Annotated in this window: 32 protein-coding genes; 22 read left to right on the top strand and 10 right to left on the bottom strand. The window is 65.4% G+C overall.

Annotated features, from left to right (window positions below; all coding sequences use genetic code 11):
- Positions 1 to 123: 123 nt before the first annotated feature.
- From ccmA to XH87_RS06600, 5 genes are all read left to right on the top strand, one after another.
- Positions 124 to 726 (top strand): heme ABC exporter ATP-binding protein CcmA, encoded by a 603-nt coding sequence (gene ccmA / locus XH87_RS06620; protein ID WP_271586624.1) that lies wholly within the window; start codon positions 124 to 126, stop codon positions 724 to 726.
- Positions 727 to 1,027: 301 nt separating this feature from the next.
- Positions 1,028 to 1,696 carry a heme exporter protein CcmB gene (gene ccmB / locus XH87_RS06615; protein ID WP_172789706.1) on the top strand — a complete coding sequence of 223 codons (669 nt, stop codon included), beginning with the start codon at positions 1,028 to 1,030 and terminating at the stop codon, positions 1,694 to 1,696.
- Positions 1,697 to 1,787: 91 nt separating this feature from the next.
- Positions 1,788 to 2,579: a heme ABC transporter permease gene (locus tag XH87_RS06610; protein ID WP_271586623.1), complete on the top strand. Its 792-nt coding sequence runs from the start codon at positions 1,788 to 1,790 to the stop codon at positions 2,577 to 2,579.
- Positions 2,576 to 2,761: a heme exporter protein CcmD gene (gene ccmD / locus XH87_RS06605; protein WP_158671691.1), complete on the top strand. Its 186-nt coding sequence runs from the start codon at positions 2,576 to 2,578 to the stop codon at positions 2,759 to 2,761. Before XH87_RS06610 ends, ccmD begins: the two co-directional genes overlap by 4 nt.
- Entirely contained in the window at positions 2,758 to 3,354 is a 597-nt protein-coding gene (locus tag XH87_RS06600; protein ID WP_271586622.1) for a DsbE family thiol:disulfide interchange protein, read from the top strand. The genes ccmD and XH87_RS06600 overlap by 4 nt, the downstream gene beginning before the upstream one ends.
- Before the next feature lie 142 nt (positions 3,355 to 3,496).
- Here the strand turns inward: XH87_RS06600 and XH87_RS06595 are convergent, their stop codons facing one another.
- Positions 3,497 to 4,099: a septation protein A gene (locus XH87_RS06595; RefSeq protein WP_035702947.1), complete on the bottom strand. Its 603-nt coding sequence runs from the start codon at positions 4,097 to 4,099 to the stop codon at positions 3,497 to 3,499.
- 122 nt (positions 4,100 to 4,221) lie between these two features.
- Positions 4,222 to 5,166 carry a signal recognition particle-docking protein FtsY gene (ftsY, locus tag XH87_RS06590; RefSeq protein ID WP_271586621.1) on the bottom strand — a complete coding sequence of 315 codons (945 nt, stop codon included), beginning with the start codon at positions 5,164 to 5,166 and terminating at the stop codon, positions 4,222 to 4,224.
- Between the two features lie 44 nt (positions 5,167 to 5,210).
- Here ftsY and XH87_RS06585 point away from each other — a divergent pair, with 44 nt between their 5' ends.
- Together XH87_RS06585 and XH87_RS06580 are read left to right on the top strand one after the other, a co-directional pair.
- A complete protein-coding gene (locus XH87_RS06585) occupies positions 5,211 to 5,912 on the top strand; it encodes an RluA family pseudouridine synthase (RefSeq protein ID WP_035702965.1) in 702 nt (233 codons plus the stop codon).
- A 217-nt stretch (positions 5,913 to 6,129) separates the two neighbouring features.
- The gene (locus XH87_RS06580) at positions 6,130 to 7,239 is read left to right on the top strand and encodes a DUF2336 domain-containing protein (RefSeq protein ID WP_271586620.1); all 1,110 of its coding nucleotides are present in this window, start codon (positions 6,130 to 6,132) and stop codon (positions 7,237 to 7,239) included.
- A 199-nt stretch (positions 7,240 to 7,438) separates the two neighbouring features.
- Here the strand turns inward: XH87_RS06580 and mtaB are convergent, their stop codons facing one another.
- Both mtaB and dapF read right to left on the bottom strand, forming a co-directional pair.
- Positions 7,439 to 8,692: a tRNA (N(6)-L-threonylcarbamoyladenosine(37)-C(2))-methylthiotransferase MtaB gene (gene mtaB / locus XH87_RS06575; protein ID WP_271586619.1), complete on the bottom strand. Its 1,254-nt coding sequence runs from the start codon at positions 8,690 to 8,692 to the stop codon at positions 7,439 to 7,441.
- A complete protein-coding gene (dapF, locus tag XH87_RS06570) occupies positions 8,692 to 9,567 on the bottom strand; it encodes a diaminopimelate epimerase (protein ID WP_271586618.1) in 876 nt (291 codons plus the stop codon). Before dapF ends, mtaB begins: the two co-directional genes overlap by 1 nt.
- A gap of 250 nt (positions 9,568 to 9,817) precedes the next feature.
- On the opposite strand from dapF, the gene XH87_RS06565 reads away from it, so the two are divergent.
- Both XH87_RS06565 and XH87_RS06560 read left to right on the top strand, forming a co-directional pair.
- On the top strand, positions 9,818 to 10,543 hold the full coding sequence (locus XH87_RS06565) for a GyrI-like domain-containing protein (protein ID WP_271586617.1): 726 nt from the start codon (positions 9,818 to 9,820) through the stop codon (positions 10,541 to 10,543).
- Positions 10,544 to 10,548: 5 nt separating this feature from the next.
- Positions 10,549 to 11,250, top strand: coding sequence for an SIMPL domain-containing protein (locus tag XH87_RS06560; protein WP_271586616.1), 702 nt, complete (start codon positions 10,549 to 10,551; stop codon positions 11,248 to 11,250).
- 158 nt (positions 11,251 to 11,408) lie between these two features.
- Here the strand turns inward: XH87_RS06560 and XH87_RS06555 are convergent, their stop codons facing one another.
- The gene (locus XH87_RS06555; protein WP_271586615.1) at positions 11,409 to 12,389 is read right to left on the bottom strand and encodes an MBL fold metallo-hydrolase; all 981 of its coding nucleotides are present in this window, start codon (positions 12,387 to 12,389) and stop codon (positions 11,409 to 11,411) included.
- Positions 12,390 to 12,783: 394 nt separating this feature from the next.
- On the opposite strand from XH87_RS06555, the gene ffh reads away from it, so the two are divergent.
- From ffh to XH87_RS06520, 7 genes are all read left to right on the top strand, one after another.
- Positions 12,784 to 14,334 carry a signal recognition particle protein gene (gene ffh / locus XH87_RS06550; protein ID WP_271586614.1) on the top strand — a complete coding sequence of 517 codons (1,551 nt, stop codon included), beginning with the start codon at positions 12,784 to 12,786 and terminating at the stop codon, positions 14,332 to 14,334.
- Between the two features lie 101 nt (positions 14,335 to 14,435).
- Complete coding sequence (gene rpsP, locus XH87_RS06545; protein WP_035702960.1) at positions 14,436 to 14,768, top strand: 30S ribosomal protein S16; 333 nt, start codon at positions 14,436 to 14,438, stop codon at positions 14,766 to 14,768.
- Between the two features lie 9 nt (positions 14,769 to 14,777).
- A complete protein-coding gene (gene rimM / locus XH87_RS06540) occupies positions 14,778 to 15,329 on the top strand; it encodes a ribosome maturation factor RimM (protein ID WP_271586613.1) in 552 nt (183 codons plus the stop codon).
- A gap of 33 nt (positions 15,330 to 15,362) precedes the next feature.
- On the top strand, positions 15,363 to 16,118 hold the full coding sequence (trmD, locus tag XH87_RS06535; RefSeq protein WP_271586885.1) for a tRNA (guanosine(37)-N1)-methyltransferase TrmD: 756 nt from the start codon (positions 15,363 to 15,365) through the stop codon (positions 16,116 to 16,118).
- Positions 16,119 to 16,228: 110 nt separating this feature from the next.
- Positions 16,229 to 16,609: a 50S ribosomal protein L19 gene (gene rplS, locus XH87_RS06530; RefSeq protein ID WP_011083318.1), complete on the top strand. Its 381-nt coding sequence runs from the start codon at positions 16,229 to 16,231 to the stop codon at positions 16,607 to 16,609.
- A gap of 326 nt (positions 16,610 to 16,935) precedes the next feature.
- Positions 16,936 to 18,342, top strand: coding sequence for a 3-isopropylmalate dehydratase large subunit (gene leuC / locus XH87_RS06525; protein ID WP_271521699.1), 1,407 nt, complete (start codon positions 16,936 to 16,938; stop codon positions 18,340 to 18,342).
- A gap of 95 nt (positions 18,343 to 18,437) precedes the next feature.
- On the top strand, positions 18,438 to 18,647 hold the full coding sequence (locus XH87_RS06520; protein WP_158672020.1) for a hypothetical protein: 210 nt from the start codon (positions 18,438 to 18,440) through the stop codon (positions 18,645 to 18,647).
- A 139-nt stretch (positions 18,648 to 18,786) separates the two neighbouring features.
- Here XH87_RS06520 and XH87_RS06515 read toward each other — a convergent pair whose 3' ends face one another.
- Complete coding sequence (locus XH87_RS06515) at positions 18,787 to 19,359, bottom strand: hypothetical protein (RefSeq protein ID WP_271586612.1); 573 nt, start codon at positions 19,357 to 19,359, stop codon at positions 18,787 to 18,789.
- Between the two features lie 177 nt (positions 19,360 to 19,536).
- On the opposite strand from XH87_RS06515, the gene XH87_RS06510 reads away from it, so the two are divergent.
- A complete protein-coding gene (locus tag XH87_RS06510; protein ID WP_271586611.1) occupies positions 19,537 to 19,836 on the top strand; it encodes a DUF1330 domain-containing protein in 300 nt (99 codons plus the stop codon).
- 4 nt (positions 19,837 to 19,840) lie between these two features.
- Here XH87_RS06510 and XH87_RS06505 read toward each other — a convergent pair whose 3' ends face one another.
- Complete coding sequence (locus XH87_RS06505) at positions 19,841 to 20,101, bottom strand: hypothetical protein (protein WP_271586610.1); 261 nt, start codon at positions 20,099 to 20,101, stop codon at positions 19,841 to 19,843.
- Positions 20,102 to 20,148: 47 nt separating this feature from the next.
- Positions 20,149 to 20,430: a hypothetical protein gene (locus XH87_RS06500; RefSeq protein ID WP_199763363.1), complete on the bottom strand. Its 282-nt coding sequence runs from the start codon at positions 20,428 to 20,430 to the stop codon at positions 20,149 to 20,151.
- A 156-nt stretch (positions 20,431 to 20,586) separates the two neighbouring features.
- Between XH87_RS06500 and XH87_RS06495 the strand changes: the two genes are divergently transcribed.
- The 4 genes from XH87_RS06495 (at position 20,587) to XH87_RS06480 (ending at position 23,302) form a co-directional block, all read left to right on the top strand.
- Positions 20,587 to 20,985, top strand: a complete 399-nt coding sequence (locus XH87_RS06495; RefSeq protein ID WP_158672003.1) for a metallopeptidase family protein — start codon at positions 20,587 to 20,589, stop codon at positions 20,983 to 20,985.
- Between the two features lie 138 nt (positions 20,986 to 21,123).
- A complete protein-coding gene (leuD, locus tag XH87_RS06490; RefSeq protein ID WP_271586609.1) occupies positions 21,124 to 21,729 on the top strand; it encodes a 3-isopropylmalate dehydratase small subunit in 606 nt (201 codons plus the stop codon).
- A gap of 140 nt (positions 21,730 to 21,869) precedes the next feature.
- The gene (locus XH87_RS06485) at positions 21,870 to 22,655 is read left to right on the top strand and encodes a hypothetical protein (protein WP_271586608.1); all 786 of its coding nucleotides are present in this window, start codon (positions 21,870 to 21,872) and stop codon (positions 22,653 to 22,655) included.
- A gap of 227 nt (positions 22,656 to 22,882) precedes the next feature.
- Positions 22,883 to 23,302, top strand: a complete 420-nt coding sequence (locus XH87_RS06480) for a DUF6455 family protein (RefSeq protein WP_271586607.1) — start codon at positions 22,883 to 22,885, stop codon at positions 23,300 to 23,302.
- An 18-nt stretch (positions 23,303 to 23,320) separates the two neighbouring features.
- On the opposite strand, the gene XH87_RS06475 is transcribed toward XH87_RS06480, so the two are convergent.
- Both XH87_RS06475 and XH87_RS06470 read right to left on the bottom strand, forming a co-directional pair.
- Positions 23,321 to 24,721 (bottom strand): tetratricopeptide repeat protein, encoded by a 1,401-nt coding sequence (locus XH87_RS06475; RefSeq protein WP_271586606.1) that lies wholly within the window; start codon positions 24,719 to 24,721, stop codon positions 23,321 to 23,323.
- A gap of 240 nt (positions 24,722 to 24,961) precedes the next feature.
- Entirely contained in the window at positions 24,962 to 25,843 is an 882-nt protein-coding gene (locus XH87_RS06470; protein ID WP_271586605.1) for an HpcH/HpaI aldolase/citrate lyase family protein, read from the bottom strand.
- Positions 25,844 to 25,942: 99 nt separating this feature from the next.
- Here XH87_RS06470 and XH87_RS06465 point away from each other — a divergent pair, with 99 nt between their 5' ends.
- The gene (locus XH87_RS06465) at positions 25,943 to 26,581 is read left to right on the top strand and encodes a carbonic anhydrase (RefSeq protein ID WP_035702993.1); all 639 of its coding nucleotides are present in this window, start codon (positions 25,943 to 25,945) and stop codon (positions 26,579 to 26,581) included.
- Positions 26,582 to 26,617 lie beyond the last annotated feature (36 nt).

Below are 26,617 nucleotides of genomic sequence, written 5' to 3'. Positions count from 1 at the left end.
GAAGCTTTCTAACGGCGCCGCCACAGCCACAATCGTACCGCAGCAACCCGCGAGCCAAAAATTCCCATGCGCTACCCCAAGTTTTCCTGAGGCCTGGCTTTGAGCGGGTTGAAACGAGGCGAGATGCGGCTTTCAGGTCACGGGCTCAGATGTGTGCGGGGCGGACGCGAGGTGTTCGCCGGCCTCGAGTTCGCGGCCGCCTCGGGCGAAGCCCTGGCGGTGATGGGCCGCAACGGATCGGGCAAGACCTCGCTGCTGCGGCTGATCGCGGGCCTGCTCGTGCCGGCGGGGGGCAAGATCGCGCTTCGAGGCGGCGATGCCGAGTTGACGCTGCCCGAGCAGTGCCACTATCTCGGCCATCGCGATGCCCTGAAGCCGGCGCTCAGCGTGGAGGAAAATCTGACGTTTTGGGCTGATTTTCTCGGCGGTGAGCGTTTTGAGGCGACCGAGAGCCTCGCCAAGGTCGGGCTCGACCATGCGACCCATCTTCCGGCCGCCTTCCTCTCCGCCGGCCAGCGCCGCCGGCTCTCGCTGGCCCGGCTGCTGACCGTGCGCCGCCCGGTCTGGCTCCTGGACGAGCCGACCACGGCGCTGGATGTGGCCGGCCAGGACATGTTCGGCGGCCTGATGCGCGAGCACCTGTCACGCGGCGGCATGATCGTCGCAGCCACCCACGCCCCGCTCGGGATCGAGTCGCGAGAACTGCGGATCGGGGGTGAGGTGTGATTTCCACCGACCCTCAGTTTTCCAAGCGGCTGGCGTCCGGCCGCTCCGTTCCCTCCCCCCTTGCGGGGTCCGAGGCGAGCGAAGCTCGCTCTCGAGGTCAGGGAGGGGGGTGGCACATGGCAAGACCTCTCGGTTCTAGCGTTGGGGAAACAGGTGCGTTGTTGCCGGCATCCCGCACTTATCGAACATCACTCCCGGGGCTACCCCCCTCCCCCGCCCTCCCCCACAAGGGGGGAGGGCGCACACCGTCCTCGGAGCCCCAGCCCGGCTCCCATGGCCGCTCCGCCGGAAGGGCCACCCCATGACCGCACTTGCCGCCCTCATTCGCCGGGACATCCGGATCGCGCTGCGCGTCGGCGGCGGGGCGCTGATCGGCGTGCTGTTCTTCCTCACCGTGGTGGTGCTGATGCCGTTCGCGGTCGGGCCGGATCTGGCGCTGCTGTCGCGGCTGGGACCGGCGATCCTGTGGCTCGGCGCGCTCTTGGCGAGCCTGCTGACCCTGGATCGGCTGTTCATGGCCGACCATGAGGACGGCTCGCTCGACCTGATCACGATGAGCCGGACGCCGCTGGAACTCGCCTGCGCCGCCAAGGCGCTGGCGCATTGGCTGGCCGCCGGCCTGCCGCTGATTGTCGCAACCCCCGTGCTCGGCCTGCTGCTCAACCTCGACATGGTCGCCACGGCTGCGGTGGCGCTGACACTGCTGGCGGGCACCCCGGCCCTGACCTTCACCGGCATGATCGGCGCGGCGCTGGCGGTGACGCTCCACCGCGGCGGGCTGCTGATGGCCGTCCTGGTGCTGCCACTGTCGATTCCTGTGCTGATCTTCGGCGTTGCCGCCTCGCAGGCCGTGATCGTCGGTCCCATGACGTTCGGCGCGCCGTTCTCGATCCTCTGCGCGCTGTCCCTGGTCAGCCTCGTGATCGGCCCGTTCGCGGCAGCGGCGAGCCTGCGCCATGGTCTCGATTGAGATGGGCACGACTGACCTTGACCCCGATCAACTTTCGCGGCGGCCTTTCGTGCTGATTGCCTGAGCGGCCCCCGGTTATTATCAGGATACCATGACGCTGATCGACCTCGCCAATCCGACCCGGTTCCTCGCGCTGGCGGCGCGGGTGTTGCCGTGGCTCGCGGCCGCGACCGTCATCCTGCTCGCGATCGGACTCTATCAGTCTGCCTGCGCACCCGACGACTACCAGCAGGGCGCGACCGTGAAGATCATGTTCATCCACGTGCCCAATGCCTGGCTGTCGATGTTCGTCTGGGGCGTGATGAGCATTGCCTCGCTGGGCACGCTGGTGTGGCGGCATCCGCTTGCCGATGTCGCCGCCAAGGCTGCTGCGCCCATCGGCGCCGCCTTCACTTTCCTCGCGCTGCTCACGGGCTCGCTGTGGGGCCGGCCGATGTGGGGCACTTATTGGGAGTGGGACGCGCGGCTGACCTCGGTGCTGATCCTGTTCCTGATGTATCTCGGCCTGATGGCGCTGTGGCGCGCGGTCGACGATCCCTCGCGCGCGGCACGCGCCGCGGCGGTGCTGACGCTGGTTGGCGCGATCAATCTTCCGATCATCAAGTTCTCGGTCGACTGGTGGAACACGCTGCACCAGCCGGCCTCCGTGATGCGCATGGGCGGCTCGACGCTCGACAAATCCTTCCTGATTCCGCTGCTGGTGATGGCGATCGCCTTCACGCTGCTGTTCGTCACGCTGCATATCGCGGCAATGCGCAACGAAATCCTGCGCCGCCGGGTCCGATCGCTGCAGATGATGCAGGCGAGCCGCATGGCGTTCTCCAGCGACGTCGGCACCGCGTCGCGTGACGGAAACGCGTCAAAAGAGGTTGGGGCCGCATGATGATGTCACTTGGTCCCTACGCATCCTTCATCGTGACGTCTTACGCGGCTGCAGCCCTCGTGATCGCAATCCTCATCGGCTGGGTCATGCTCGATTATCGCAGCCAGACGCAGCGACTGCGCGAACTGGAGGAGCGCGGCATCACCCGTCGTTCAGGCCGTAGCGCGACGGAGCTGCGATGAGCGATCAGTCGACCTCCGCCCCGCCGCAGCGCCGCACCTTCCTGATGGTGCTGCCGCTGATCGCCTTCATCGGCCTTGCGCTGCTGTTCTGGTTCCGGCTCGGCAGCGGCGACCCCTCGCGGATTCCCTCCGCGCTGATCGGTCGTCCGGCGCCGCAAACGGCGCTGCCGCCGCTCGAGGGATTGCAGGACAACGGCACGCAGGTGCCTGGGCTCGATCCAGCCGCGTTCAAGGGCAAGGTCAGCCTCGTCAATGTCTGGGCGTCCTGGTGCGTGCCGTGCCATGACGAGGCGCCGCTCCTGACCGAGCTCGCCAAGGACAAGCGCTTCCAGCTGGTCGGCATCAACTACAAGGATGCCTCCGACAATGCGCGCCGCTTCCTCGGCCGCTACGGCAACCCGTTCAGCCGCGTCGGCGTCGACGCCAACGGCCGCGCTTCGATCGAATGGGGCGTCTATGGCGTGCCGGAAACCTTCGTCGTCGGTCGCGAGGGCACCATCGTCTACAAGCTGGTGGGGCCGATCACGGCGGATAATCTGCGGACGGTATTGATGCCGCAGATGGAGAAGGCGCTGAAGAGGGCGGGAAGCTAGCGTTAGCGTTTCCGTGCCCCGGACGCAGCGCAGCGATCCTTCATCGATGCGCTGCAGAGCCGGGGCCCATGTCACCACAACCGCATTTGTAGAAACAGCCTGGGTCCCGGCTCGCGCTTCGCGCGTCCGGGACACGAGACCGTCACCCCTTGCTCACATCGCCCGCCTCGGCTTCGCTCGTCTCCAGCGACGCGGGCTCGATCCCGTAGCGCTTGGTCAGCGGCATCTGCGCGATGGCGAAGATCATGGTGATCGGCGTCACGCCGAACACCTTGAAGTTCACCCAGAAGTCCGTGCTCTGGGTGCGCCAGATGATCTCGTTCAGCACCGCCATGCCGGCGAAGAACAACGCCCAGCGCAGCGTGAGGATGCGCCAGCCCTGCGGCGTCAGGTTGAACATCTGGTCGAACATCACGGCGATGAAGGAACGGCCGAACAAGAGGCCGCCGCCGAGGATCGCGGCGAACAGGCCGTAGATGATGGTCGGCTTGACCTTGATGAAGGTCTCGTCGTGCAGCACCAGGGTCAGCGTGCCGAACACCAGCACGATCACGCCGGTCACGATCGCCATGATCGGGATGTGGCGCGTCACCACATAGGAAGCGGCCATTGCTGCCACGATCGCGACCATGAAGGCGCCGGTCGCGGCGAACAGATTGAATTTCGCGTTCACGAAGAAGAACACGAGCAGCGGACCGAGCTCGGTCGCGAGCTTGAACAGCGGATGCGGCTGGGTCTTGTCCATTCTCTCTTCCGTCTCTCCCATCCTTCGAGACGACCGCTCCGCGGCCTCCTCTGGATGAGGACCTCATGTGTGGCACGACCTCATCCTGAGGAGCCGCGCAAGCGGCGTCTCGAAGGATGACGCTATTCGATTCCGGCGATCGCGCGGGCGAAATCGCGCGCGGTGAACGGCGCGAGATCGTCGACGCCTTCGCCGACGCCGATGAAATGCACCGGCAGTTTGAATTTCTCGGCGAGCGCCACCAGTATGCCGCCTCGGGCGGTGCCGTCGAGCTTGGTCATCACGAGGCCGGTGACCCCGGCGGTGCGATGGAAGGCTTCGACCTGCGACAGCGCATTCTGGCCGACCGTCGCATCCAGCACCAGCAGCACGGCATGCGGCGCAGTGTCGTCCACCTTGCGGATGACGCGCACCACCTTTTCGAGCTCGTTCATCAGCTCGGCCTTATTTTGCAGACGCCCGGCGGTGTCGATCAGGAGCACGTCGACGCCCTGCTCCTTCGCGGCCGTCAGCGCGTTGAAGGCAAGGCTCGCCGAATCCGAGCCCTGAGCGCCCGCGATGACCGGCGTCCTGGTGCGCTCGCCCCAGACCTTGAGCTGCTCGATGGCGGCGGCGCGAAACGTGTCGCCGGCGGCGAGCATCACCTTACGGCCTTCGGACGCGAATTTCTGCGAGAGCTTTCCGATCGTGGTGGTCTTGCCGGAGCCGTTGACGCCGACGACGAGGATCACGAACGGCTTCCTGGCCGTGTCGATCTCGAGCGGCCTCGCCACCGGCGCCAGCACCTTCTCGACCTCGGTGGCGACGACGTCCTTGACCTCGTCCGCCGAGATCGCCTTGTCGTAGCGCCCCGTGCCGACGGCATCGGCAATGCGCACCGCAACCTGCGTGCCAAGATCGGCGCGCAAGAGCACGTCCTCGATCTCGTCGAGCATGGCGCGGTCGAGCTTGCGCTTGGTGACGAGATCGGCGACCGCGGTCCCGAGCGAGGACGAAGTACGCTTCAGCCCGTTGGACAGCCGGCGCCACCAGCTCAGCTTGGGGGTCTCGGAAGTGGTATCGTTCATGGTGGCGTGTTAGCCGTTCCGGTCCATAAACGAAAGTCTTGCAATTGCTCGATGTTCCCGAATTGACCGCCGACGAGATCATGGCCCGCGTGCTCCATCGCGACGGGCTGATGCTGGTCATCGACAAGCCGGCCGGCCTGCCGGTGCATCGCGGCCCCAAGGGCGGCGCCAATCTGGAGGCTTCCTTCGACGCATTGCGTTTCGGCCTGCCGCGGCCGCCGGTGCTGGCTCACCGGCTCGACAAGGACACCTCCGGTTGCCTCGTGCTCGGCCGCCACCGCAAGGCAACCGCCTCGCTCGGCCTGCTGTTCAAGCACGGCAAGATCGGCAAGACGTACTGGACCGTGGTCGAGGGCGGCCCCAGCGCGGACGAAGGCACCATCGACATGCCGCTCGGCCGGCTCAATGCCGAGCGTGGCTGGTGGCAGAAACCCGACCCCGAGGGCCAGAAGGCGATCACGAACTGGAAGGTGATGGGCCGGGGCGAGGGTTTCACCTGGCTTGCCATGGAACCGGTGACCGGGCGGACCCATCAATTGCGGGTGCATTCGGCCGAGAGCGGATGGCCGATCTTCGGCGATAACATTTACGGCAACGGCCCCCGTTTCGGCGAGCCGCGGCTGCACCTGCACTCCCGCGAGATCGTGGTGCCGATCTCCCGCAACAAGGAGCCGATCCGCGTGGTGGCGCCCGCGCCGCCTCACATGCACGAGAAGCTCAGGGCTTGCGGCTGGAACGGGGAGTAGGCGCCGACCCTCATGGTGAGGAGGCGCGTCAGCGCCGTCTCGAGCCATGAAAGGCCCCGCTGCTGCATCTCGGCTTCCATCGTTCGAGACGCCCGCTTCGCGGGCCCCTCAAGATGAGGGTCGGAGCCCGATGGTTTACGAAACGTTCAGGGCTCGCCTCTAATGATAACGGTTGCTTAGAAAAGCTTCCGTAACCGCTCAGGACGAGCAGCGCGTGATGACCAGGGCCGGGCTATCGATCATCGACGAGGTCGAATCCGCACTTCGGATCGGCTCGCCGGAAAGGGGCCTGGAAACGGCGCGGCGCGTCACCGACCTGTTCCTGTCTTCCGCCGGTCGTTTCGACGACGAGCAGATCGCGCTGTTCGACGACGTGCTCGATCGCCTGATCGGCACCATCGAGCTGCGCGCCATCGCCGACATGGGCGCACGCGTGGCGCTCGCCGAGATCAGCGCGCAGCTCGCGCCGATCGCGCAAGCGCCGCCCTCGGTGATCCGCCGCCTCGCCAACAACGACGAGATCCGCATCGCCGGCCCCGTGCTGCAGGAATCCGCGCGGCTCGACGACGGCGAGCTGGTAAAGATCGCCTCCAGCAAGGGCGAGCCGCATCTGCTCGCAGTCGCGGGCCGCTGGTGGCTGAAGGAGATCGTGACCGACGCGCTGCTGGCGCGCCGCTATCCCAGCGTCAGCCGGCGCATTGCCGCCAATCCTGGCGCGCGCGTCTCCGGCAATGGATTTACGGTCATCGTCAGCCAGGCGGAAAGCGATCCCGAGCTCGCGATCAGCGTCGGCGTTCGCGTCGATCTGCCGTCGGATCTGCGCCGCCAATTGCTGCGTTCGGCGACGGATGCCGTGCGCACCCGGCTGTTGTCGCGCGCGCCGCCGCATCTGTTCGAGGAGATCCAGAGCGCGATCGCCGCCGTCACGATCGGCGTCGAACGCGAGATGTCCGCCGTGCGCGATTTCGAAGGCGCCAAGCGCGCGATTGCGAGTCTCAAGGCCGCCGGCCAGCTTGATGAGGCGACGTTGTTCGGCTTCGCCAGACAGCGGCGCTATGAGGAGACCGTGGCTGCCCTTGCCGCGCTGGCCGAATCGACGGCCGAGGTGATCCGTCCGCTGATGCAGAGCTTGCGCGACGACGGTCTCCTGGTGCCATGCAAGGCCGCGCAGCTCAGTTGGGATACGACCGTGGCCGTGCTCGAAAGCCGCTTCGCGACGGGTGCGATGAAGCCGGCGGATCTCGCACGAGCGCAGGGCCATTTTGCGAGAATGACGCCGGAGAACGCGCGGCGCACACTGCGATTCTGGCAGGTGCGGGCGTCGTAGGCGCGCTTGCTGCTCATCACACATTCAGCTGTCATTGCCCGCGAAAGCGGGCAATCCAGTATTCCAGAGACGCGGAGATTGAACCGAGAAGCCGCGGCGTACTGGGTCGCCCGGTCCCGTCTCCGCAAGCTACGCCGGGCCCACAGCTGAGCTCGGGGCGAAGCTTTAGCGAAGACGGCAAGCCGGGCGACGACGCCGACTATGCGGTGAGCCGCTCGCCATCAACGCCGGCAATCACTCGTGGCACGATGCTTCCAACCTGCTCGCCCGCAATCGCCACCGGCAGATAGTGCTCCGTGCGGCCCTGCCCGTCGCTCTCGATCAGCACATCGCGCGTTGCGCCGATTTCGGCCTGCAGCCGCTGCCGCAACGCCGCTTCGCCAGCGGCCCGCAGCCGCTTTGCGCGCTCCTTGATCGCACCGCCAGCAACCTGCGGCATCCGCGCGGCCGGCGTGCCGGGACGCGGGGAGTAGGGGAAGACGTGCAGGAAGGTGAGGCCGCATTCGTCGACGAGATCCAATGAACGCGAGAACATCTCCTCCGTCTCGGTCGGAAAGCCTGCGATGATGTCGGCGCCAAAGGCGATGTCCGGGCGCAGGCGGCGCACCCGGTCGCAGAACGCGATGGCGTCATTGCGCGAATGCCGCCGCTTCATGCGCTTCAGGATCATGTCGTCGCCGGATTGCAGCGACAGATGCAGATGCGGCATCAGCCGCGCATCATCGGCGATGGCATCGAGCAGGTCGGAATCCGCCTCGATCGAATCGATCGAGGAGATACGCAGGCGCTTCAGCTCCGGCACATGCCGCAAGATCTGCTTCGTCAGCATACCGAGCTTGGGCGCGCCCGGCAGATCAGCGCCGTAGCTGGTGAGGTCGACGCCGGTCAACACGATCTCGGCATGACCGCGCTCGGCCAGCGCCCGCACCTGCTCCACCACCGCGCCCATCGGCAGCGAGCGCGAATTGCCGCGGCCGAACGGGATGATGCAGAAGGTGCAGCGATGGTCGCAGCCGTTCTGCACCTGCACGAACACCCGTGGCAGGCCGCTCGCATAGCCGTCGACCAGATGCGGCGCCATCTCCCTGATAGCCATGATGTCGTTGACGGCGATCTTCTCGCTGGCGCCAATGGCGAATGCCGCGTGCGTCTCGCGCCACGCTTCGCCGCGCATCTTGTCGTCATTGCCGACGACACGATCGACCTCGGCCATGTCGGCGAACATCGCGGTTTGCGTTTGCGCAGCGCAGCCGGTGACGACGATGCGCGCACCGGGACGCTCGCGCTTCAATTTGCGGATCGACTGCCGCGCCTGCGCCACCGCCTCGTTGGTGACGGCGCAGCTGTTGATGACGATGGTGTCGGAAAGGCCGGCGCCCTCTGCTTTGCCGCGAATCACCTCGGCCTCGAACGCATTGAGGCGGCAGCCGAAGGTGACGACCTCGACGCCCATCACGTGACCGACGCGAACAGCGCCGGATCGAAGGTGCCCTCATATTCGAAGGTCGCCGTCCCCGTCATCAGCACGTGGTCGTCACGCTCGCGCCATTCGATGCCGAGCTTGCCGCCGGGCAGCGTGATCTCGACCATGCGCTCTGCGCGCTTCAGCCGCGCCGCGGCGACGGCCGTGGCGCAAGCCGCCGACCCGCAGGCCCTGGTCAGGCCCGCACCGCGTTCCCAGGTGCGGATCGTGATGTGCTGGGGATCGACGATATGGGCGAGCGTGATGTTGGCGCGCTCGGGGAAGATGGGATGGTTTTCCAGCAGCGGACCGAAGCGGCCGAGATCGTAGGCGTTGACGTCCTCGACCCAGAACACCGCATGCGGATTGCCCATGCTCACCACGGAGGGCGAATGCAGGATCGGATCGTCGATCGGCCCGATCTGCAATTCGATGTAGCGGGTGTCGCGAAACTCTTCCGCCAGCGGAATGTCCTGCCAGCCGAATTTTGGCACGCCCATATCCACGGTGTAGAGATCGGCCGCCGGGCCCTGCCAGGCATTGAGCAGACCGGCGGACGTCTCGAAGGTCGCGGCGGTCTGCCCGGTCTTCTCGAAGATGCGGCGCACCACGCAGCGCATGCCGTTGCCGCAGGCGCCGGCCTCCGAGCCGTCATTGTTGTAGATGCGGATGAAGGCTTCGGTGCCGTCGAGCCGCGGCTTCTGCAGCACCATGAGCTGGTCGTAAGCCACGCCGCCATGAGCGGACGCCACGGCGCGGGCGTCTTCCGGCGTGACCCGGCCTGCGGAATCGCGCATGTCGACAACGACGATCTCGTTGCCGATGCCGTTCATCTTGGCAAATGCGTGGTTGGCCAGCGCGCTCATGAAAATTCCCGAATTTCGCCTGCCTTATATGGCCATCCTTGCCGGCTTGGCCAGTGATTTGCCGCTGGGCGCCAGGACGTCCGCCATGACGCATCTGTCATGGGACGAATTCGGTGCTCGCGTGTTAGAACGGCGCGGTTCGCGCGAACCGGGATGCGCGACCGGGTTGAGGCCTTGGTGGGTAGGGCCTTGGTGGGTAGGGCCTCGATGAATTCGGGCCTTGGTGAATCAAGGCCTTGGGGAGAATAGAATGACTGGTTTTCGTCGTCTCGCTCTGGCCGCGCTGATCCCGGCGGCGGCCATCTCGATTGGCCTGTCCGGGGCTACGGCACAGACATCGAGCCCGGCGCCGGCCGCGTCCGCAAGCCCCTCGCCTGCGCCGTCGGCCTTGCCGGCGCCCGCCGCGAGTGCTTCGCCTGCGCCTGCTGCGACGCCCTCGCCCGCAGCCAGTGCCTCACCCAGCCCGGCGGGGCCCCCGCCGGCCACGGCCGCCACCCCCGCCCCGGTGCAGACCGCCGATCCCTTTGGTCTCGAGACCACGCTCGAGGCCAGGAAGGTCGTGATGGTCAAGGGCACTGCCAATTGGGACTCGGCCTTCGACACGCTGATCGACGCTTTCAAGGCGCTGAACACGCTGCTGGACAAGCAGGGCATCAAGCAAGCCGGCAATCCGATGATCGTCTACACCTCGACTGACGACACCGGCTTCACTTTCCTTGCCGAGATCCCGGTCGACCAGGATCCCAAGAACCTGTCCAAGGACATGAGCATCGGCAAATCGCCGGAGGGCAAGGCGCTGAAGTTCGTCCATCACGGCTCCTACGACAACATGGACAACACCTATGAGGCAATCACCAATCACCTCGACGACAAGAAGCTGGAAGCCAAGGACACCTTCATCGAGGAGTACCTCACCGATCCCCTGAAGACGGCCGAGGACAAGCTCGTGATCAACGTTTTCGTGCCGCTGAAGTGAGACCGATGAAAAAGCCTGCCATACTCGCCGCCGTTTTCGCCACCGCACTGCTGACGGCGCCAGCACGCGCCGACGATTTTCCGTCCGCCGTTACGGTGAGCGGCGAGGCCACGATTTCCGCGGCACCCGATCTCGCGCACATCGATGCCGGCGTCGCCAACGACGCCAAGACGGCGAAGGAGGCTTCTGACGCCAACAACGCCGCGATGGGCAAGGTACTGCTGGCGCTGAAGGGCGCGGGCATCGCCGAGAAGGATTACCAGACCTCGCGGCTGTCGCTGCAGCCGCAATACGGCCAGAACAAATCCAGCGGCGCCTCGCCCGTAGTCGGCTTCCGCGCCTCCAACCGCGTCACCGTGAAGATCCGCGACGTGACCAAGGTTGCCGGCGTGATCGACGCGCTGGTCAACGCGGGCGCCAACGATATCGGCAACATCTCGTTCGAGGTGACGCAGGCGTCAAAGCTGCTCGACGACGCACGCGAGCAGGCAGTTGCGGATGCGCGGCGCAAGGCGGAGGTCTATGCCAAAGCCACCGGCGTGACGCTGGGCGCGCCGCTCAGCATATCGGAGGGCGGCGCGCCGGTGCCGCTGTTCAAGGCGCGAATGGCAGCGCCAATGGCCGCGCCCGCCGCGGTCGCGCCCGGCGAGGAAACGCTGTCGGTGACGGTGAATGTGAGCTGGTCGATCAAGCCGAAAGAGCAGTAGGTCTCGTGTTCCGGACGCGCTGCAGCGTGAAACGCTGCTGCGCAGAGCCGGGACCCAGCATGCTGCACGGTACAATACAGCGGCATGGGCCCCGGCTCTGCAGCGCACCGTCGAAGAGACGCTGCGCTGCGTCCGGGGCACGAGCGGTATGGAGAGAGCTAAATCTCCACCACCTGCCCAGGCTGCATCGCCACGAACCGCTCCTGCGGGATCTTCGCGGCGTCGAGCGCTTCCACCAGCGCCTTGGCTGGCGCGTCGATCGCCTCGTCCGTCAGCTGGAACGTGCCGTGATGATGCCCGAGCGCGGCCTCGGCGCCGCAATCTGCCAGCGCCTTCACTGCATCTTCCGGATTCATGTGCTGATCGCGCATGAACCAGCGCGGCTCGTAGGCTCCGATCGGGAGGATCGCCAGGCGCAACGGCCCATGCTTCTCGGCGACGCGCCGGAAGTGTCTGCCGTCGCCATAGCCGGAATCGCAGACGACGTAGATCTTGCCGGCCGGCGTCTCCAATACAAAACTCGCCCACAGCGCCTTGTTGCGGTCGAACAGGCCGCGCGCGGTCCAGTGCCTCGTCGGCACCAGATGCACGGCGATGCCGCCGCCGAGCTCGACGCGATCGTGCCAGTCGAAGGCCTCGACCTTGATCGTCGGGTCGGCGCCGCGCATCGCGACGTCGTTGCCGAGCGGGGTGACCACGCGCGGGGCAAAATTCTTGGTGAGCCGCGACAGCGTCGCGATATCCAGATGATCGTAGTGTCCGTGCGAGACCAGCACGACGTCGATCTGCGGCAGCTTCTCGAAGGCGATGCCGGGATCGTTGTGCCGCTTCGGCCCCGCCCAGGCGACCGGGGAGACCCGCATCGACCAGACGGGATCGACGAGCATGTTGAGGCCGCCGGCCTGGATCAGCCAGCTTGCGTGGCCGACGAAGGACAGCCGGACCTTGCCGCCATCGACGCGCTCCGGCGGGGTGTCGGCATGGGGACTCGGCGCCCACTCCGGCCATTTCGCGCGCTGCCGCTTGCCATCGAACTGCCAGCGCAGCACCTCACGAAGCGATTTCGGCGGCGCGCCGTCGGGGTCGAAGAAGTGCAGGCCGTTGAAATGGTCGGAGGCAGGGCCGTCATGGGTCTTCATGCAGGACATCCAGAGGAGGGGACGCCGACCAGATCACGGCTCCGGCGAGCAGTCCGAAACGGCGGCGGCTGACCGGCACGGCGGGCGTCTAGGGGTAGTCGGGGCGGTAAGACATCACCGGCTATATGGGCTCGGCCGGCAGAAAAGGAACCCGTCGCCAAAAATGTCACATTTTCAGTATCTTGCCTTACCAGAGGCACCCCGCCACCCTAACTTTCCTTGACTTTTTGGTGGGAGCGGCGTTTAACCCCGCAACTTTCTCGGAAAGGCTTTCTTTTCGACCCGCCGACTGGCCCCGGAGGCCAGAGGTCAACGCCCGACAGCGCTTTGCGCCCTCGGGCGCAAAGGTGTTTGGAAGATCGCCTCTCCGGCGAGCAAGACAAGGACAACGGCATTGTTCGACAATCTGTCGGAACGGCTTGGCGGCATTCTCGATCGTCTGACGGGGCGCGGTGCGCTGACCGAAAAGGACGTCGACGCCGCGATGCGCGAGGTGCGTCGCGCGCTGCTGGAAGCCGACGTTGCGCTCGAGGTGGTCCGCAGCTTCACCGAGCGCGTCCGCGAGCAGGCGATCGGCGCCACCGTCGTCAAGTCGGTCACGCCCGGCCAGATGGTGGTCAAGATCGTCCATGACGAGCTGATCAACACGCTCGGCGCCGAGAGCCAGACCATCGACGTAAATTCCGTGCCGCCGGTGCCGATCATGATGGTCGGCCTGCAAGGCTCCGGCAAGACCACCACCACCGCAAAGCTCGCCCGCCGCCTGGTCCAGCGCGACAAGCGCAAGGTGCTGATGGCCTCGCTCGACGTCTATCGCCCGGCGGCGATGGAGCAGCTGGCCGTGCTCGGCCGCGACCTCGACATTCCGACGCTTCCGATCGTCGCCGGCCAGCAGCCACCGCAGATTGCGAAGCGCGCGCTGGAAGCCGGCAAGCTCGGCGGCTACGACATCGTGCTGCTCGACACCGCCGGCCGCACCACGCTCGACGAGGAGATGATGGCGGAGGCGGCGGCGATCAAAGCGGCGGCGAACCCGCATGAAGTGCTGCTGGTCGCCGACAGCCTCACCGGCCAGGACGCCGTGAACCTCGCGCGCTCGTTCGACCAGCGCGTCGGCCTCACCGGCATCGTGCTCACACGAGTTGACGGCGACGGCCGCGGCGGCGCCGCGCTGTCGATGCGCGCGGTCACGGGCAAGCCGATCAAGCTGATCGGCACCGGCGAAAAGACCGACGCGCTGGAGGATTTCCACCCTGACCGTATCGCCGGCCGCATCCTCGGCATGGGCGACGTGGTGTCGCTGGTCGAGCGCGCCGCCGCCAACATCGATGCCGAAAAGGCCGCGCGCACTGCCGAGCGCATGCGCAAGGGTCAGTTCGACCTCAACGACATGCGCGAGCAGCTGCTGCAGATGTCCAACATGGGCGGCATCAGCGGCCTGATGGGCATGATGCCCGGCATCTCCAAGATGAAGAACCAGATCGCGGCGGCCGGCATCGACGACAAGATCCTGAAGCGCCAGGTCGCGATCATCGATTCCATGACGCGCGACGAGCGCCGACATCCGGATCTGCTGAAAGCCAGCCGCAAGAAGCGCATCGCCGCCGGTTCCGGGCAGAGCGTCGAGCACGTGAACAAGCTGCTCAAGATGCACCGGAACATGGCCGACATGATGAAGGCCATGGGCTCGGGCAAGCGCGGCCCGCTCGCCGGCATCGCCCAGGCCATGGGCTTCGGCGGCGGCATGAAGATGCCCTCGCCCGAAGAGATGAAGGCGCTGCAGGAGAAGATGCAGGGCGCGGGCGGCGGACAGGGCCTGCCCAACCTGCCGAAGGATCTGCCCGCAGGCCTGCGCCAGGGTCTGCCGAATGTGCCGGGGCTCACAGGCCTCAGTGGCAAGCCGATGCTGCCGGGCCTGGGCGGTTTCCCGGGCAAGAAGAAATGAGGAATTCGTCGCACGGGATCGCAGCCGGTCTCGCGCAACGCGAAATGCCAATCAACCGAACTAAACGTACTTTGCAAATCGCACTTTCTAAGGAGAACTGAATGTCCGTCGTTATCCGCCTCGCCCGCGCAGGCACCAAGAAGCGTCCCGTCTACCACGTCGTCGTCGCCGACTCGCGCTTTCCGCGCGATGGCCGCTTCATCGAGCGTCTCGGCTATTTCAACCCGCTGCTGCCGAAGGACAACGAGGCGCGCCTCAAGCTCGACATGGAGAAGGTGAAGGCCTGGGTCGCCAAGGGCGCACAGCCGTCGGACCGCGTGGCGCGCTTCCTCGACGCCGCCGGCGTCAAGAAGCGCGAAGCGCGCAACAACCCGCAGAAGGCCGTGCCGCGCAAGGAGCGCAAGGCGCAGGCCGAAGCCGCCGCCAAGGCCTAAGGCCAGATCATGTCGGCGCTGGTCTGCGTCGCGCGGATCGGCGCCGCGCATGGTGTGCGCGGTGCGGTCAAGCTGTGGACCTTCACCGAAGATCCCTTCGCCATCAGGCGCTACGGCCCGCTGTCGTCCAAGGACGGCAAGCGCCAGTTCGAGGTCGCCACGGCGCGCGAAGCCAGGGATCATCTGGTCGCGACCTTCAAGGGCGTCACGACCCGCGATGAGGCCGAGCGCCTCAATGGCATCGAGCTCTACGTTCCGCGGGGAAAGCTGCCCGCGACCGAAGAAGACGAATATTACCACACCGACCTGATCGGGCTCGCCGCCGTCACCACCGACGGCAACGCGCTTGGCCGCGTCGTCGCGATCCAGAATTTCGGCGCCGGCGACATCATCGAGATCGCCCCGCCCAAGGGCCCGACGGTGCTGCTGCCGTTCTCCAACGCGGTGGTGCCGGAGGTCGACCTCAAAGGCGGCCGGGTCGTCATCGCGTTGCCGCAGGAGATCGAGGGCGAGGACGAAGATGCCTCTCCAGGTCGTCCCCGCGAACGCGGAGACCCATAACTACAGGCCGTGGTTTTGGCTAAGCTGACCGCAATGACAAACTCCTCACCCTGGCACGTGACCGTGCTGACGCTGTTTCCGGAGATGTTTCCGGGGCCGCTCGGCGTGAGCCTAGCCGGACGTGCGCTGGCCTCCGGACTCTGGCAGCTCGAGACGCGGGACATCCGCGCCTCCGCCACCGACCGCCACCGCAGCGTGGACGATACCCCGGCCGGCGGCGGCCCGGGCATGGTGCTGCGCGCGGACGTTCTGGCCGCGGCGATCGATGCCGCGGAGATCGGTCCCGAGCGGCCCCACCTGCTCATGAGCCCGCGGGGGCGGCCATTGACCCAGGCTCGGGTCATAGAGCTCGCCAAGGGCCCCGGCCCCCTGATCGTGTGCGGACGGTTCGAGGGGGTGGACCAGCGGGTGATCGACGGACGAAGCCTGGAGGAGGTCTCGATCGGCGATTACGTCCTGTCCGGGGGTGAAATCGCGGCACTGGCCTTGATCGACGCCTGTGTCCGGCTCCTGCCGGGGGTGATGGGCAAGGAGGCCTCGGGAACCGACGAAAGCTTTTCGGACGGCCTGCTCGAATACCCCCAATACACCCGCCCGCAGCTGTTCGAAGGCGCCCCGATCCCTGAGATCCTGACCTCCGGCGATCATGCCAAGGTCGCCAGCTGGCGGCGGGCGCAATCCGAGGCCCTGACGGCGGCCCGGCGGCCCGATTTGTGGGCCCAAGTGCCGACCCATGTCCCGAATCGGGCCGGGCGCCAAAAAACACCAAAAAACAAGACAGACGGGTGACAAACGCTCCGGCTTGCCTTATAGGAGCGGCCAAATCCGCAATGGCTGGATAGACGAATTTTGCGCAGCCCCCCGTTTCCAGGGCTGGGCGCGCCGATGGAGATTTACCCATGAACCTGATCAAGCAGCTCGAGCAAGAGCAATTCGACAAGCTGTCCGCCGGCAAGGACATTCCGGAATTCGGTCCCGGCGACACCGTGATCGTCAACGTGAAGGTCGTCGAAGGCGACCGCACCCGCGTGCAGGCCTATGAAGGCGTCTGCATCGGCCGTTCCGGCGGTGGCCTCAACGAGAGCTTCACCGTCCGCAAGATCTCCTACGGCGAGGGCGTGGAGCGCGTGTTCCCCGTGATGTCGCCGATGATCGACTCGATCAAGGTGGTGCGCCGCGGCAAGGTGCGTCGCGCCAAGCTCTATTACCTGCGCAACCTCCGCGGCAAGTCGGCCCGCATCGTCGAGAAGCAGGACCGCCAGGCCGCCGTCGGCGAGTAAGCTCCGCCACCAGGCAAGTTGCAAAAAGCGCGGGGCTCGGCTCCGCGCTTTTTTGTTGCGTCAGCCGTGCGCGTCAAACCACTCGCGATTCCAACTCGGCCTGCTATATATTCCTGGAATGTTTCCAGATCCGACCAGCCTCGCCCCCGTCAAGCGCATCGTCATCGACGATCGTTCGCGGCTGCCTGGCCGGTTCTTCGGACGCTTCGCGACCTCGGCAACGTCAGAGCTTATTCGCGCAGCCTGAAAGGCTGCGCTGACGATTTGTTGCCCGCGCGCGAGCTGCGCATATCCGCTGACACAACGTTCTTTCGGAGCTGACGCTCATGTCCAAGCCGACCACATTGTACGACAAGATCTGGAACGACCATCTGGTGCACGAAGCCGAGGACGGCACCTGCCTGCTCTACATCGATCGCCATCTGGTGCACGAGGTGACCTCGCCGCAGGCGTTCGAAGGCCTGCGCGCGACGGGGCGCAAGGTCCACGCGCCCGAGAAGACGCTCGCCGTCGTCGATCACAACGTGCCGACCACCGACCGCACCAAGCCGAATCCCGATCCGGAAAGCATCGAGCAGATCAAGGCGCTGGCCGAGAACGCCAAGGAATTCGGCATCGAATATTACAACGAGTTCGACAAGCGGCAGGGCATCGTCCACGTCATCGGCCCCGAGCAGGGCTTTACGTTGCCCGGCACCACCATCGTCTGCGGTGACAGCCACACCTCGACGCATGGCGCGTTCGGCGCGCTCGCGCATGGCATCGGCACCTCCGAGGTCGAGCACGTGCTGGCGACGCAGACGCTGATCCAGAAGAAGGCCAAGAACATGCGCGTCACCGTCGACGGCAAATTGCCTGACGGCGTGACCGGCAAGGACATCATCCTGGCCATCATCGGCGAGATCGGCACCGCGGGCGGCACCGGCTACGTGCTGGAATATGCCGGCGAAGCGATCCGCGCGCTCTCGATGGAAGGCCGCATGACAGTCTGCAACATGTCGATCGAAGGCGGCGCGCGAGCAGGTCTCGTCGCGCCCGACCAGAAGGCCTACGACTTCCTGCGCGACCGGCCGAAGGCGCCGAAAGGCGCCGCCTGGGACGCGGCGATGCGCTATTGGGAAAAGCTGCGCTCCGACGAAGGCGCGTATTTCGATCACGAGCTGCGCCTCGATGCTGCAAAACTGCCGCCGATCGTGACCTGGGGCACCAGCCCCGAGGACGTCATCTCCGTGACCGGCATCGTGCCCGATCCCGACAAGATCGCGGACGAGGCCAAGCGCATCTCCAAGCACCGGGCGCTGAAATACATGGGCCTGACCGCGGGGACGAAGATCACCGACATCAAGCTCGACCGCGTCTTCATCGGCTCCTGCACCAACGGCCGCATCGAAGACTTGCGCGCGGCGGCGAAGATTGCCGAAGGCAAGACCGTTTCAGCGAACGTCAACGCCATGGTCGTGCCGGGCTCCGGCATCGTGAAGGAGCAGGCCGAGGCCGAAGGTCTCGACAAGATCTTCATCAAGGCCGGATTCGAATGGCGCGAGCCGGGCTGCTCGATGTGCCTCGCCATGAACCCGGACAAGCTGAAGCCGGAAGAGCGCTGCGCCTCGACCTCGAACCGCAATTTCGAGGGCCGCCAGGGCTTCAAGGGCCGCACGCATCTGGTGTCGCCGGCGATGGCGGCCGCGGCGGCGATCGCGGGTCACTTCGTCGACGTCAGGGACTGGCGGTAAGCCGATTCCTGCAATTGTAACGATCGCGGCAAAGCGCCGTTAATCGGCGTCGCCCACATTCTCGTCCTCGCGACGGTTTCGCGAGGACGCTGCACATGGCCAACAAGCCGGAATATGTCGACCTGATCAGCGAGGCCACGCGCCAGCACCGGCGGCGCGCGACGCCGCTGCGCATCGTCGCCAAGCCGGAGGTGGAGGAGACGTCCAAGCTCAGCCGCTGGCCGCCCGCGATGTTCAGGCAGTGGAAGGTCGAGAATTTGATGCGGTGGAAGTCTGCATCTTGGAAGCTGAAGGACTGGCTCTGAGTTACAGCGCCGCCGTCATCCGCGGTCATTCCGGAGCGCCCGAAGGGCGAATCCGGAATATCGAGATTCCCCGGTGCGCAATTGCGCAACTGAGGTCTGGCGCTTGCGCGCCATCCCGGAATGACAGCTCTAGCTCACATCACCAATACCGGTACGGATAGTGCCAGCGCGGCCAGCGGCAGACGCGGCGCGGGCCATAATAGGTCCAGATGATTCGGCAGCGGCGCGGATAGTGGTAGTAAGGATAATAGCCGCCGACATAATAGCGCCGGTGGAAGTGGCGATAGCCGTAATGAGGGCGATGATAACCCCAGTGACGGTGATAGCCGCCATATCCGCCGTAGCGGACGCCGCCATAGCGATAGCCGCCGACATGGCTGTGACGAAAGGCCGGCGCGGCGCGGAAGCCGCCGATATGACCGCGATGAAATCCACCGCCGCGGAAACCGCCGATATGTCCTCCGCCATGGAAACCGCCACCGCGGAAGCCTCCGCCGTGAAAGCCGCCACCATGCCCGCCGTGCCCGCCGCCGTGACGAACCTGGGTGACGAGATCGTCGGTCGCAGCCTTCGTCGCGGGTGACGTCGCCGGATTGATCAAGCTCAGCGCTTCAGCGCGACGCGCGGTGCCGGCCGACAGCATCAGCGTCGCGGCGGCCGCGATCCCGAGCAAGCGCATCGGGCTTGTCCCGAGACCGAACATCCTCAGCATGGAATCCTCCCTGAATTTGGACAGCAGAGCTGCGACGCGACGTCTCGGCCGCGCCATTGCTGTTCAATTACGGTCGCTCCCAAGATTAAATTGCGGACACCGATGTGAACGCGCCATGAATGAACGACACTGGGCTCCGCGATGCGACGCAGTGCCGCGACGGAAGGAATCTTGGAGATGACTGTCTACGCCATTGCGCGATTGAGGATGACGGACCGCACGGCCTATGACCGCTATCAGGCGCGGTTCTTCGACGTGTTCAAGAAGTACAACGGGCGGCTGCTCGCCGCCGACGAGCATCCGCGCGTGCTCGAAGGGGCATGGCCACATGACAAGCTTGTCATGATGTCGTTTCCCGACGAGGCCGCATTCCTCGCCTTCTCGAACTCGCCCGAGTACGAAGACATCTCGCGCGATCGCAAAGCGGGCGCGCAGGCGACCGTGCTGCTGGTCAAGGGGTTTGCGCCCGCGGGCTAGCGGTTCACCAGAACGGCCCGTAGCCGAACACGAAGGGTGCGGGCACGCCATAGGGATAGGGACGGTAATAGACAGGCCGGGCGTAATAGCGTGGATCGCGGCGTGCCGCAGGCCGCACGATCTCATGCGTGCGCGCGGGCCGTCGCGCATCGAAAATCGCGATTCCCGCCGATGCCTCTGGCACCGATGCCCGGTGCGCCGCTGATGCGCGGAGCAGGCCCGCAGCGAGCGCGACGGCAACGGCCCATGCAACCCATCTCGCCATGATGACCCCGTGAGGCTTCCGCGCTGCGCGCTCGTGTTGAACCGGCGTCAGCCGGGGCGCCAATAGCAACTCACACGCGGCACGATCACGGTGCCGCTCGGCCGGTATTCCTGCACATAGGTCGCGTTGCATTCGCGGACCGCATTAGGACCGGGATTGTAGCGCGGATAGACGCCGTCAGGGCTGTAGTAGGGCGTGACACGCAGGCGGGCAGGCCGGCGCTTGCGCGGCGGGGGTATGTCGTCCGGCGCGGCCGCCTGGGCGAGCCTCACCCCGGGGGCCGCCGTCTGGGCTTCGGCGCCAACGCAAAACTGCGAAAACAACCCCATGCACAGTAGAGTCAGCGCTGTTTTCGCTCGCATTTTTCCGCCCACCTGAAACGTCCCATCCGAGGGCCCACGCTCCCCGTTTTGGCGGCGCCCGTCAACCTCGCCGCGGTTATAAAGCCAGATGCATCCCCGCGGAACCCGCGGTATGAGGGACGCATGTGGACGGAATTGAAAGCCCCCTCGCTGGCCGAGATGGAAGCGATGGCTCACGAGGTGTTCGAGCGCCTGCCAGCGGAATTTCGCGGGCTCTGCGAGGGCGTGATTGTTCGCGTCGACGACTTCCCGACCGAGGAAGTGCTGGACGAGATGGAATGCGAGAGCGAATTCGACCTGCTCGGGCTGTTCCAGGGCATCGGCCTGCCGCAACAGAGCTTTGGTGACGTGGCGCGGCTGCCCAACATGGTCTGGCTCTACCGCCGGCCGATCCTGGATTACTGGGCCGAGCACGACGAGAGCCTCGGCCATATCGTCCGCCACGTCCTGATCCACGAGATCGGCCACCATTTCGGTCTGTCGGACGACGATATGGCAGCCATTGAAGCCCGAGCGGAGTAGGAAGCGTCGCGACGCGGGAGGTGCACTCCCTCTCCCGCAAGCGGGAGAGGTAAGGCAGATCTGCCGAATTCGGCCTAGGATTCGGGCCCCGGACACGATAAAGACGCCTTCCCTAGACCCATCCGGGAAAGCGCAACCATGGACAAGTTCACCACGCTGGAAGGCGTCGCGGCGCCGCTGAAGATCATCAATGTCGACACCGACATGATCATTCCGAAGCAGTACCTCAAGACCATCAAGCGCACCGGCCTTGGCAAGGGGCTCTTCTCCGAGCAGCGCTACAAGGACGACGGCAGCGAGAATCCGGATTTCGTGCTCAACCAGCCCGCCTATCGCAACGCGAAGGTGCTGGTGGCCGGCGACAATTTCGGCTGCGGCTCGAGCCGCGAGCACGCACCCTGGGCGCTGCTCGACTTCGGCATCCGCTGCGTGATCTCGACCTCGTTCGGCGACATCTTCTACAACAACTGCTTCAAGAACGGCATTCTGCCGATCCGCGTGTCGCAGGAAGACCTCGACAAGCTGTTCGACGACGCCGAGCGCGGCGCCAACGCGACGTTGACGATCGACCTGCCGAACCAGGAGATCCGCGGCCCCGATGGCGGCAAGGTCAAATTCGAGATCGATCCGTTCCGCAAGCACTGCCTGATCAACGGCCTCGACGACATCGGCCTCACCATGGAGAAGAAGTCCTCGATCGACAGCTACGAGGACAAGCTCAAGCGGGAACGCGCCTGGGCCTGATTTCATATTCCTTGAGCATGATCTTTCCGGAAAACCGCTGTACACTTTTCCTGATCATGCTCTAGTTTTCGTTCCAGCCCCGGCGCGCCATCCGCGCCGGGGCTTTTTCTTTGCTGCGGTTATCCCGTATAGCTTTTCCCATGCTCCCCGAGATCGTCACCTTCTGGCATGGCCCGATGGACGCGTTGCGCCGGACCTGCCTGCGCTCGCAGCTCGCGGCCGGCCACAAGGTCACGGTCTACAGCTTCGACACCATTCCCGGCCTGCCCGCGGGCGTCGACAACGCGGACGCCGAGGCGATCCTGCCGCACGCCTTCTCCGAACGCCTGCGGCCGCCGCAGCCGGACGGCAGCTGGCGCGACTGGACCACGCTGCAATTCAGCGACTTCTTCCGCATGAGGCTGATGGCGAAGAATCTCGGCCTCTGGCTCGACGCCGACGTGCTGCTCTTGAAACCCGTCGAGATTGATCCGGCAAAGCCGTACTTCGCCTGGGAGCGACCGCGCCAGCTCGGAAATTCCGTGATCTACCTGCCGGCGGAGCACGGCATCGTGCGCGCGTTCGAGGGGCTGATGGAGCAGGAGGAGCTGACGCCGGACTGGCTGTCCGTGCGCCATCGCATCACCTTCATGATGCGCCGCCTGCGCGGCGGCTCGAACCGCCTGTCGGACATCCGCGTCGCGATCTACGGGCCCGCTGCGCTGACCGCGCTGGCGCGCCGCACCGGTGAGCTGCAGAACGCATTGCCGAAGCAGTCGTTCTACGCGGTGCATGCCGAGCCAAAACTGTTCTTCGATCCCTCGAGCTATCTCGGCCTCGTCACCAGCCCCGAGATCATCGGCCTGCACATCTCGCCCAAGGGCCGCGGCGGCGAAGAGCCGATTCCGGGCAGCCTGTATGCCTGGGCGTCGGAGCGGTTCAGGTAACTCTCGTCACGTGTCCCGGACGCGGTGCGGCGCGGAGTGCCGCTCCGCAGAGCCGGGACCCATCTCGCCGCAATCTGGGTCCCGGCTCTGCGCAGCAGCGTTTCACGGTGCAGCGCGTCCGGGACACGAAACCGGCTTTACAGCACTTCCAATTTGATCCAGCGCAACGCGCTCCTGCACCATTGTGCTTAGTTCGCTCCAATTCCGCCGTCCGAATGGAGCTTTCCATGAGCACCGCAAGCAAGCCTTATCCCATCGTTCAGGACCTCATCGAGTCCTTTGCGAGCTGGCTGAAACATCGCCGCGAGATGAACGAGATGCGGCAGCTCGATCGCGCCGATTTCGACCGGATCGCGAATGATCTCAGGATCGCGCCTGACGATCTGGAGGAACTGGTCCGTCACGGCCGGCACGCCGCCGACGAGCTGCCAAAGATGCTGGAGCAGCTCGGCATCAACGCCGAAGGTCTCGGCCGCGCGCAGCCGCTGCTGCTCCGCGACATGGAGCGAGTCTGCTCGCTCTGCGGTCACAAGGGACAGTGCGACCGTGATCTCGCCGACGGCACCGCCGCGGAGAACTACCACGGCTATTGCGCGAATGCGTCGACGCTGGAATCGCTCAATCGAGCCGACCTCGCGCCGCGTTGAATTGCAGCCCGCAGGAAGTCACTTGCGGGCCACGAAATAGAAGTCCTGCCGTCCGGAGATCGAGCCGTAGCTGAACGGCTTTTGCCTGCGCCCGGTCGCTTCCATGACATCGTCGCGAACGAAGTCGAACAGCCTGCGGACCTCGAGGCCCGGCGTCGGAAGGTTCTTGACGAAGGCGGCGGCGAACGGACTGTTGATCCCGTCGCCATCGAGCGCGGTCTCGCCGTCCTTGGCGGCGTAGACCACCAGCGTGCCCGCCTCCGGCTCGACAGGCGCCAGACCTCGCGACACCGAGCGCGACGCGACGGTCAGCGTGCGCTTCATCTGGCTTGCGAACGGGTTGTCGCGGCAGGCATCGAGGATAACGAGGCGCAGCTTCCTGGCGCGCTCCGCTGCATTGAGAACCTGATCAACCGGCACGGCTTCAAATCCGATCTCGCGATCCGCCGCGATCTTCGCGTCGGTCGGAATGAGATAATTGACTCCGCCGACCTCCATGCCGTGTCCGGCATAGTACACGACGGCCCAATCCGCCGTCTCCGCACGTGCAGCGAACTCGCGCAAGGCATTCACCAACGCGTCCTTGCGGAGATCGGTCAGCAGAGTAACGGCTTCGAACCCGGTGAGTCTCAGCACGTCGGCGACGAGGCTCGCGTCGCGGACCGGGTTCGGCAGCGCGGCGACATTCTCGTAAGCGGAATTGCCGATGACCAGAGCGATGCGACGTTCGCTGCTCGATACCTCGGGCGCCAGTACAGCCGGTGCGGCGCCGGCTTTCTCGACCAGGACCGTTGCCGGCCGCAGCGAAGGCAGGACAGCAAGCCGCTCGCGCGCCTTGTCCTGTGCCCATCTCGTGGCACCATGAGTCAATCCGAGCGTGGCACTAAAGTCGGCCCTTGCTTTGGTGAAATCGCGGCGCTTCTCGTAAGCCAACCCGCGATTGACATAAGCGTTCGCATAGGTGGGATCTACGCGTATCGCATCAGTGTAGTCAGCGATGGCACGCTCCGTGTCGCCCTTGTTGCCATAGGCGTTTCCGCGATTGAAATATGCGTTCGCATTTGCGGGCTGCAGGCGGATCGCTTCGGCATAGTCGGCAATGGCGCGATCGGTGTCGCCCTTGTTGCTGTAGGCGTTGCCTCGGTTGTAGTACGCGTTCGCATACCCGGGATCGAGCCGGATCGTCGCCGTGTAATCCGCTATCGCATGGTCCGCGTCGCCTTTGTTGCTGTAGGCATTGCCTCGGTTGTAGTAGGCGTTCGCATGCGCCGGATCGAGCCGTATGGCCGCAGTGTAGTCGGCCATGGCGCGGTCATTGTCGCCGCTGATGCTGTAGGCGTTTCCTCGGTTGTAGTACGCATTCGCGTCCCTGGGATCTTGCCGTATGGCCTCGGTCGCGGCGGCGATGGCCGGGCTCACGCCGCGTTTGACGCGGTCAGTAGCGGCTGCGGGACCAGCGAGGGCAAGAATGACACAGCAATACAATAATTTGCGAAGCATGCGAACGCCCACTCACGATGTCGGGACGGAAAGCAATATTCAAACGACGCAAATCTATCGGAGCAACGAGCCCAACTGTGTGATCTAAATTACGTTTGCGACGTATCGACGCTGAAGGGAAATCCGCGCCAGGCGGATATCCGGCGGGAGGAGCCTTCCTCAGCCCTTCCCCATCGCGGCGATCGCGTCTGCGATCTCGATCGTGCGCCGGGCCATGTCGGCGTGCAGGCGTTCCACCATGGCGCCGTCGGGGCGGATCGCGCCGCGCGAGGCGTTCTCGGGCAGCTCGAACGCGGCGATGATCTTTCGGGCGCGCGCGACTTCCTCTTCAGGCGGCGTGAAGATCGCATTGCAGGCATCGATCTGCGAGGGGTGAATCAACGTCTTGCCGTCGAAGCCGAGATCGCGGCCTTGCGCGCATTCGGTGGCGAAGCCGTCGGAATTGGCGATGTCGCTATAGGGGCCGTCGAGGATTTCGAGGCCGTGGGCGCGCGTCGCCAGGATGCAATGCGTGATCATCGGAATCATCGCGGCACGGCCCGGCAGCATCCGGATGCGCGTCTCGCGCGAGATGTCGTTCGGGCCGAACACGAAGCCGGAGAGACGGCGCGATGGATCGCGCCCGGCGGCGGCGAGTTCCTCGGCATGGAGCACGGCGCGCGCGGTCTCGATCATGGCCCAAACCTTGACCGTCGGAGCAGCGCCGAGTTCCCCAAGACGGCGGTCGATGGCGTCGAGATCTTCGATGCTTGAAACTTTTGGAACCAGGATGCCGTCCGGCGATGCCTTGGCGGCCATCGCGACGTCATCCGCCCACCAGGGGCTATCGAGGCCGTTGGTCCGGATCAAAATCTCGCGCTTGCCAAAACCCTTGGCCGCGATCGCGGCGGCGATGCCGTCGCGCGCCGCTGCCTTGGCGTCGGGAGCAACCGAGTCTTCGAGATCGAGGATGAGGCCGTCGGCGGCGAGATTGCGCGCCTTCTCCAGCGCGCGGGGGTTGGAGCCGGGCATGAACAGATGGCTGCGGCGCGGGCGGGTCATGCAAGCGTTCCTTCCTGTATTCTGGTCTCAGCCGATAGCACTTGGCCTGCCCGTTCGAAAGGCTTGTTCACCCCGGCGGTATATGATTAGGCATAGGCCATGATGACATTCCCGAAGCATTTGCTGCAAGGCTACCAGGCCTTCGCCACCCAGCGGCTGCCGACCGAGCAGAACCGCTACCGTGAACTGTCGGTGAAGGGGCAGTCGCCGGAAGTGATGGTGATCGGCTGTTGTGACAGCCGCGTTTCGCCCGAGGTGATCTTCGACGTCGGCCCGGGCGAGCTTTTCGTGGTCCGCAACATCGCCAACCTGGTACCGACCTATCAGCCCGACGAGAACGCACATGGCGTCTCGGCCGCGCTGGAATATGCGGTGACGGTGCTGAAGGTGAAGCACATCGTGGTGCTTGGCCACGCGCAATGCGGCGGCATCCGCGCCTTTGTCGACAAGATCGAGCCACTCACGCCCGGCGACTTCATCGGCAAATGGATGCAGATGTTCATCAAGCCGGGCGAAGTGGTCGAGCAGCGCGCGCACGAGACCATGGCGCAGTTCGTCGAGCGCATCGAGAAGGCCGCCGTGTTCCGCAGCCTGGAGAACCTGATGACGTTCCCGTTCGTGCGCAAGGCCGTGGAGAGCGGCCAGATGCAGACCCACGGCGCCTATTTCGGCGTCGCGGAGGGATCGCTGTTCGTGCTGGACAAGGCGAGCAAGGAATTCAAGAACGCGCGCGAATAGCGAATGGCGAGTAGCGAATGGGAAACTCCATTCGCC

The organism is Bradyrhizobium sp. CCBAU 53415 (genome assembly GCF_028128735.1).
Taxonomy (GTDB): domain Bacteria; phylum Pseudomonadota; class Alphaproteobacteria; order Rhizobiales; family Xanthobacteraceae; genus Bradyrhizobium.
This window is presented reverse-complemented; position numbering and strand designations above follow the sequence as displayed.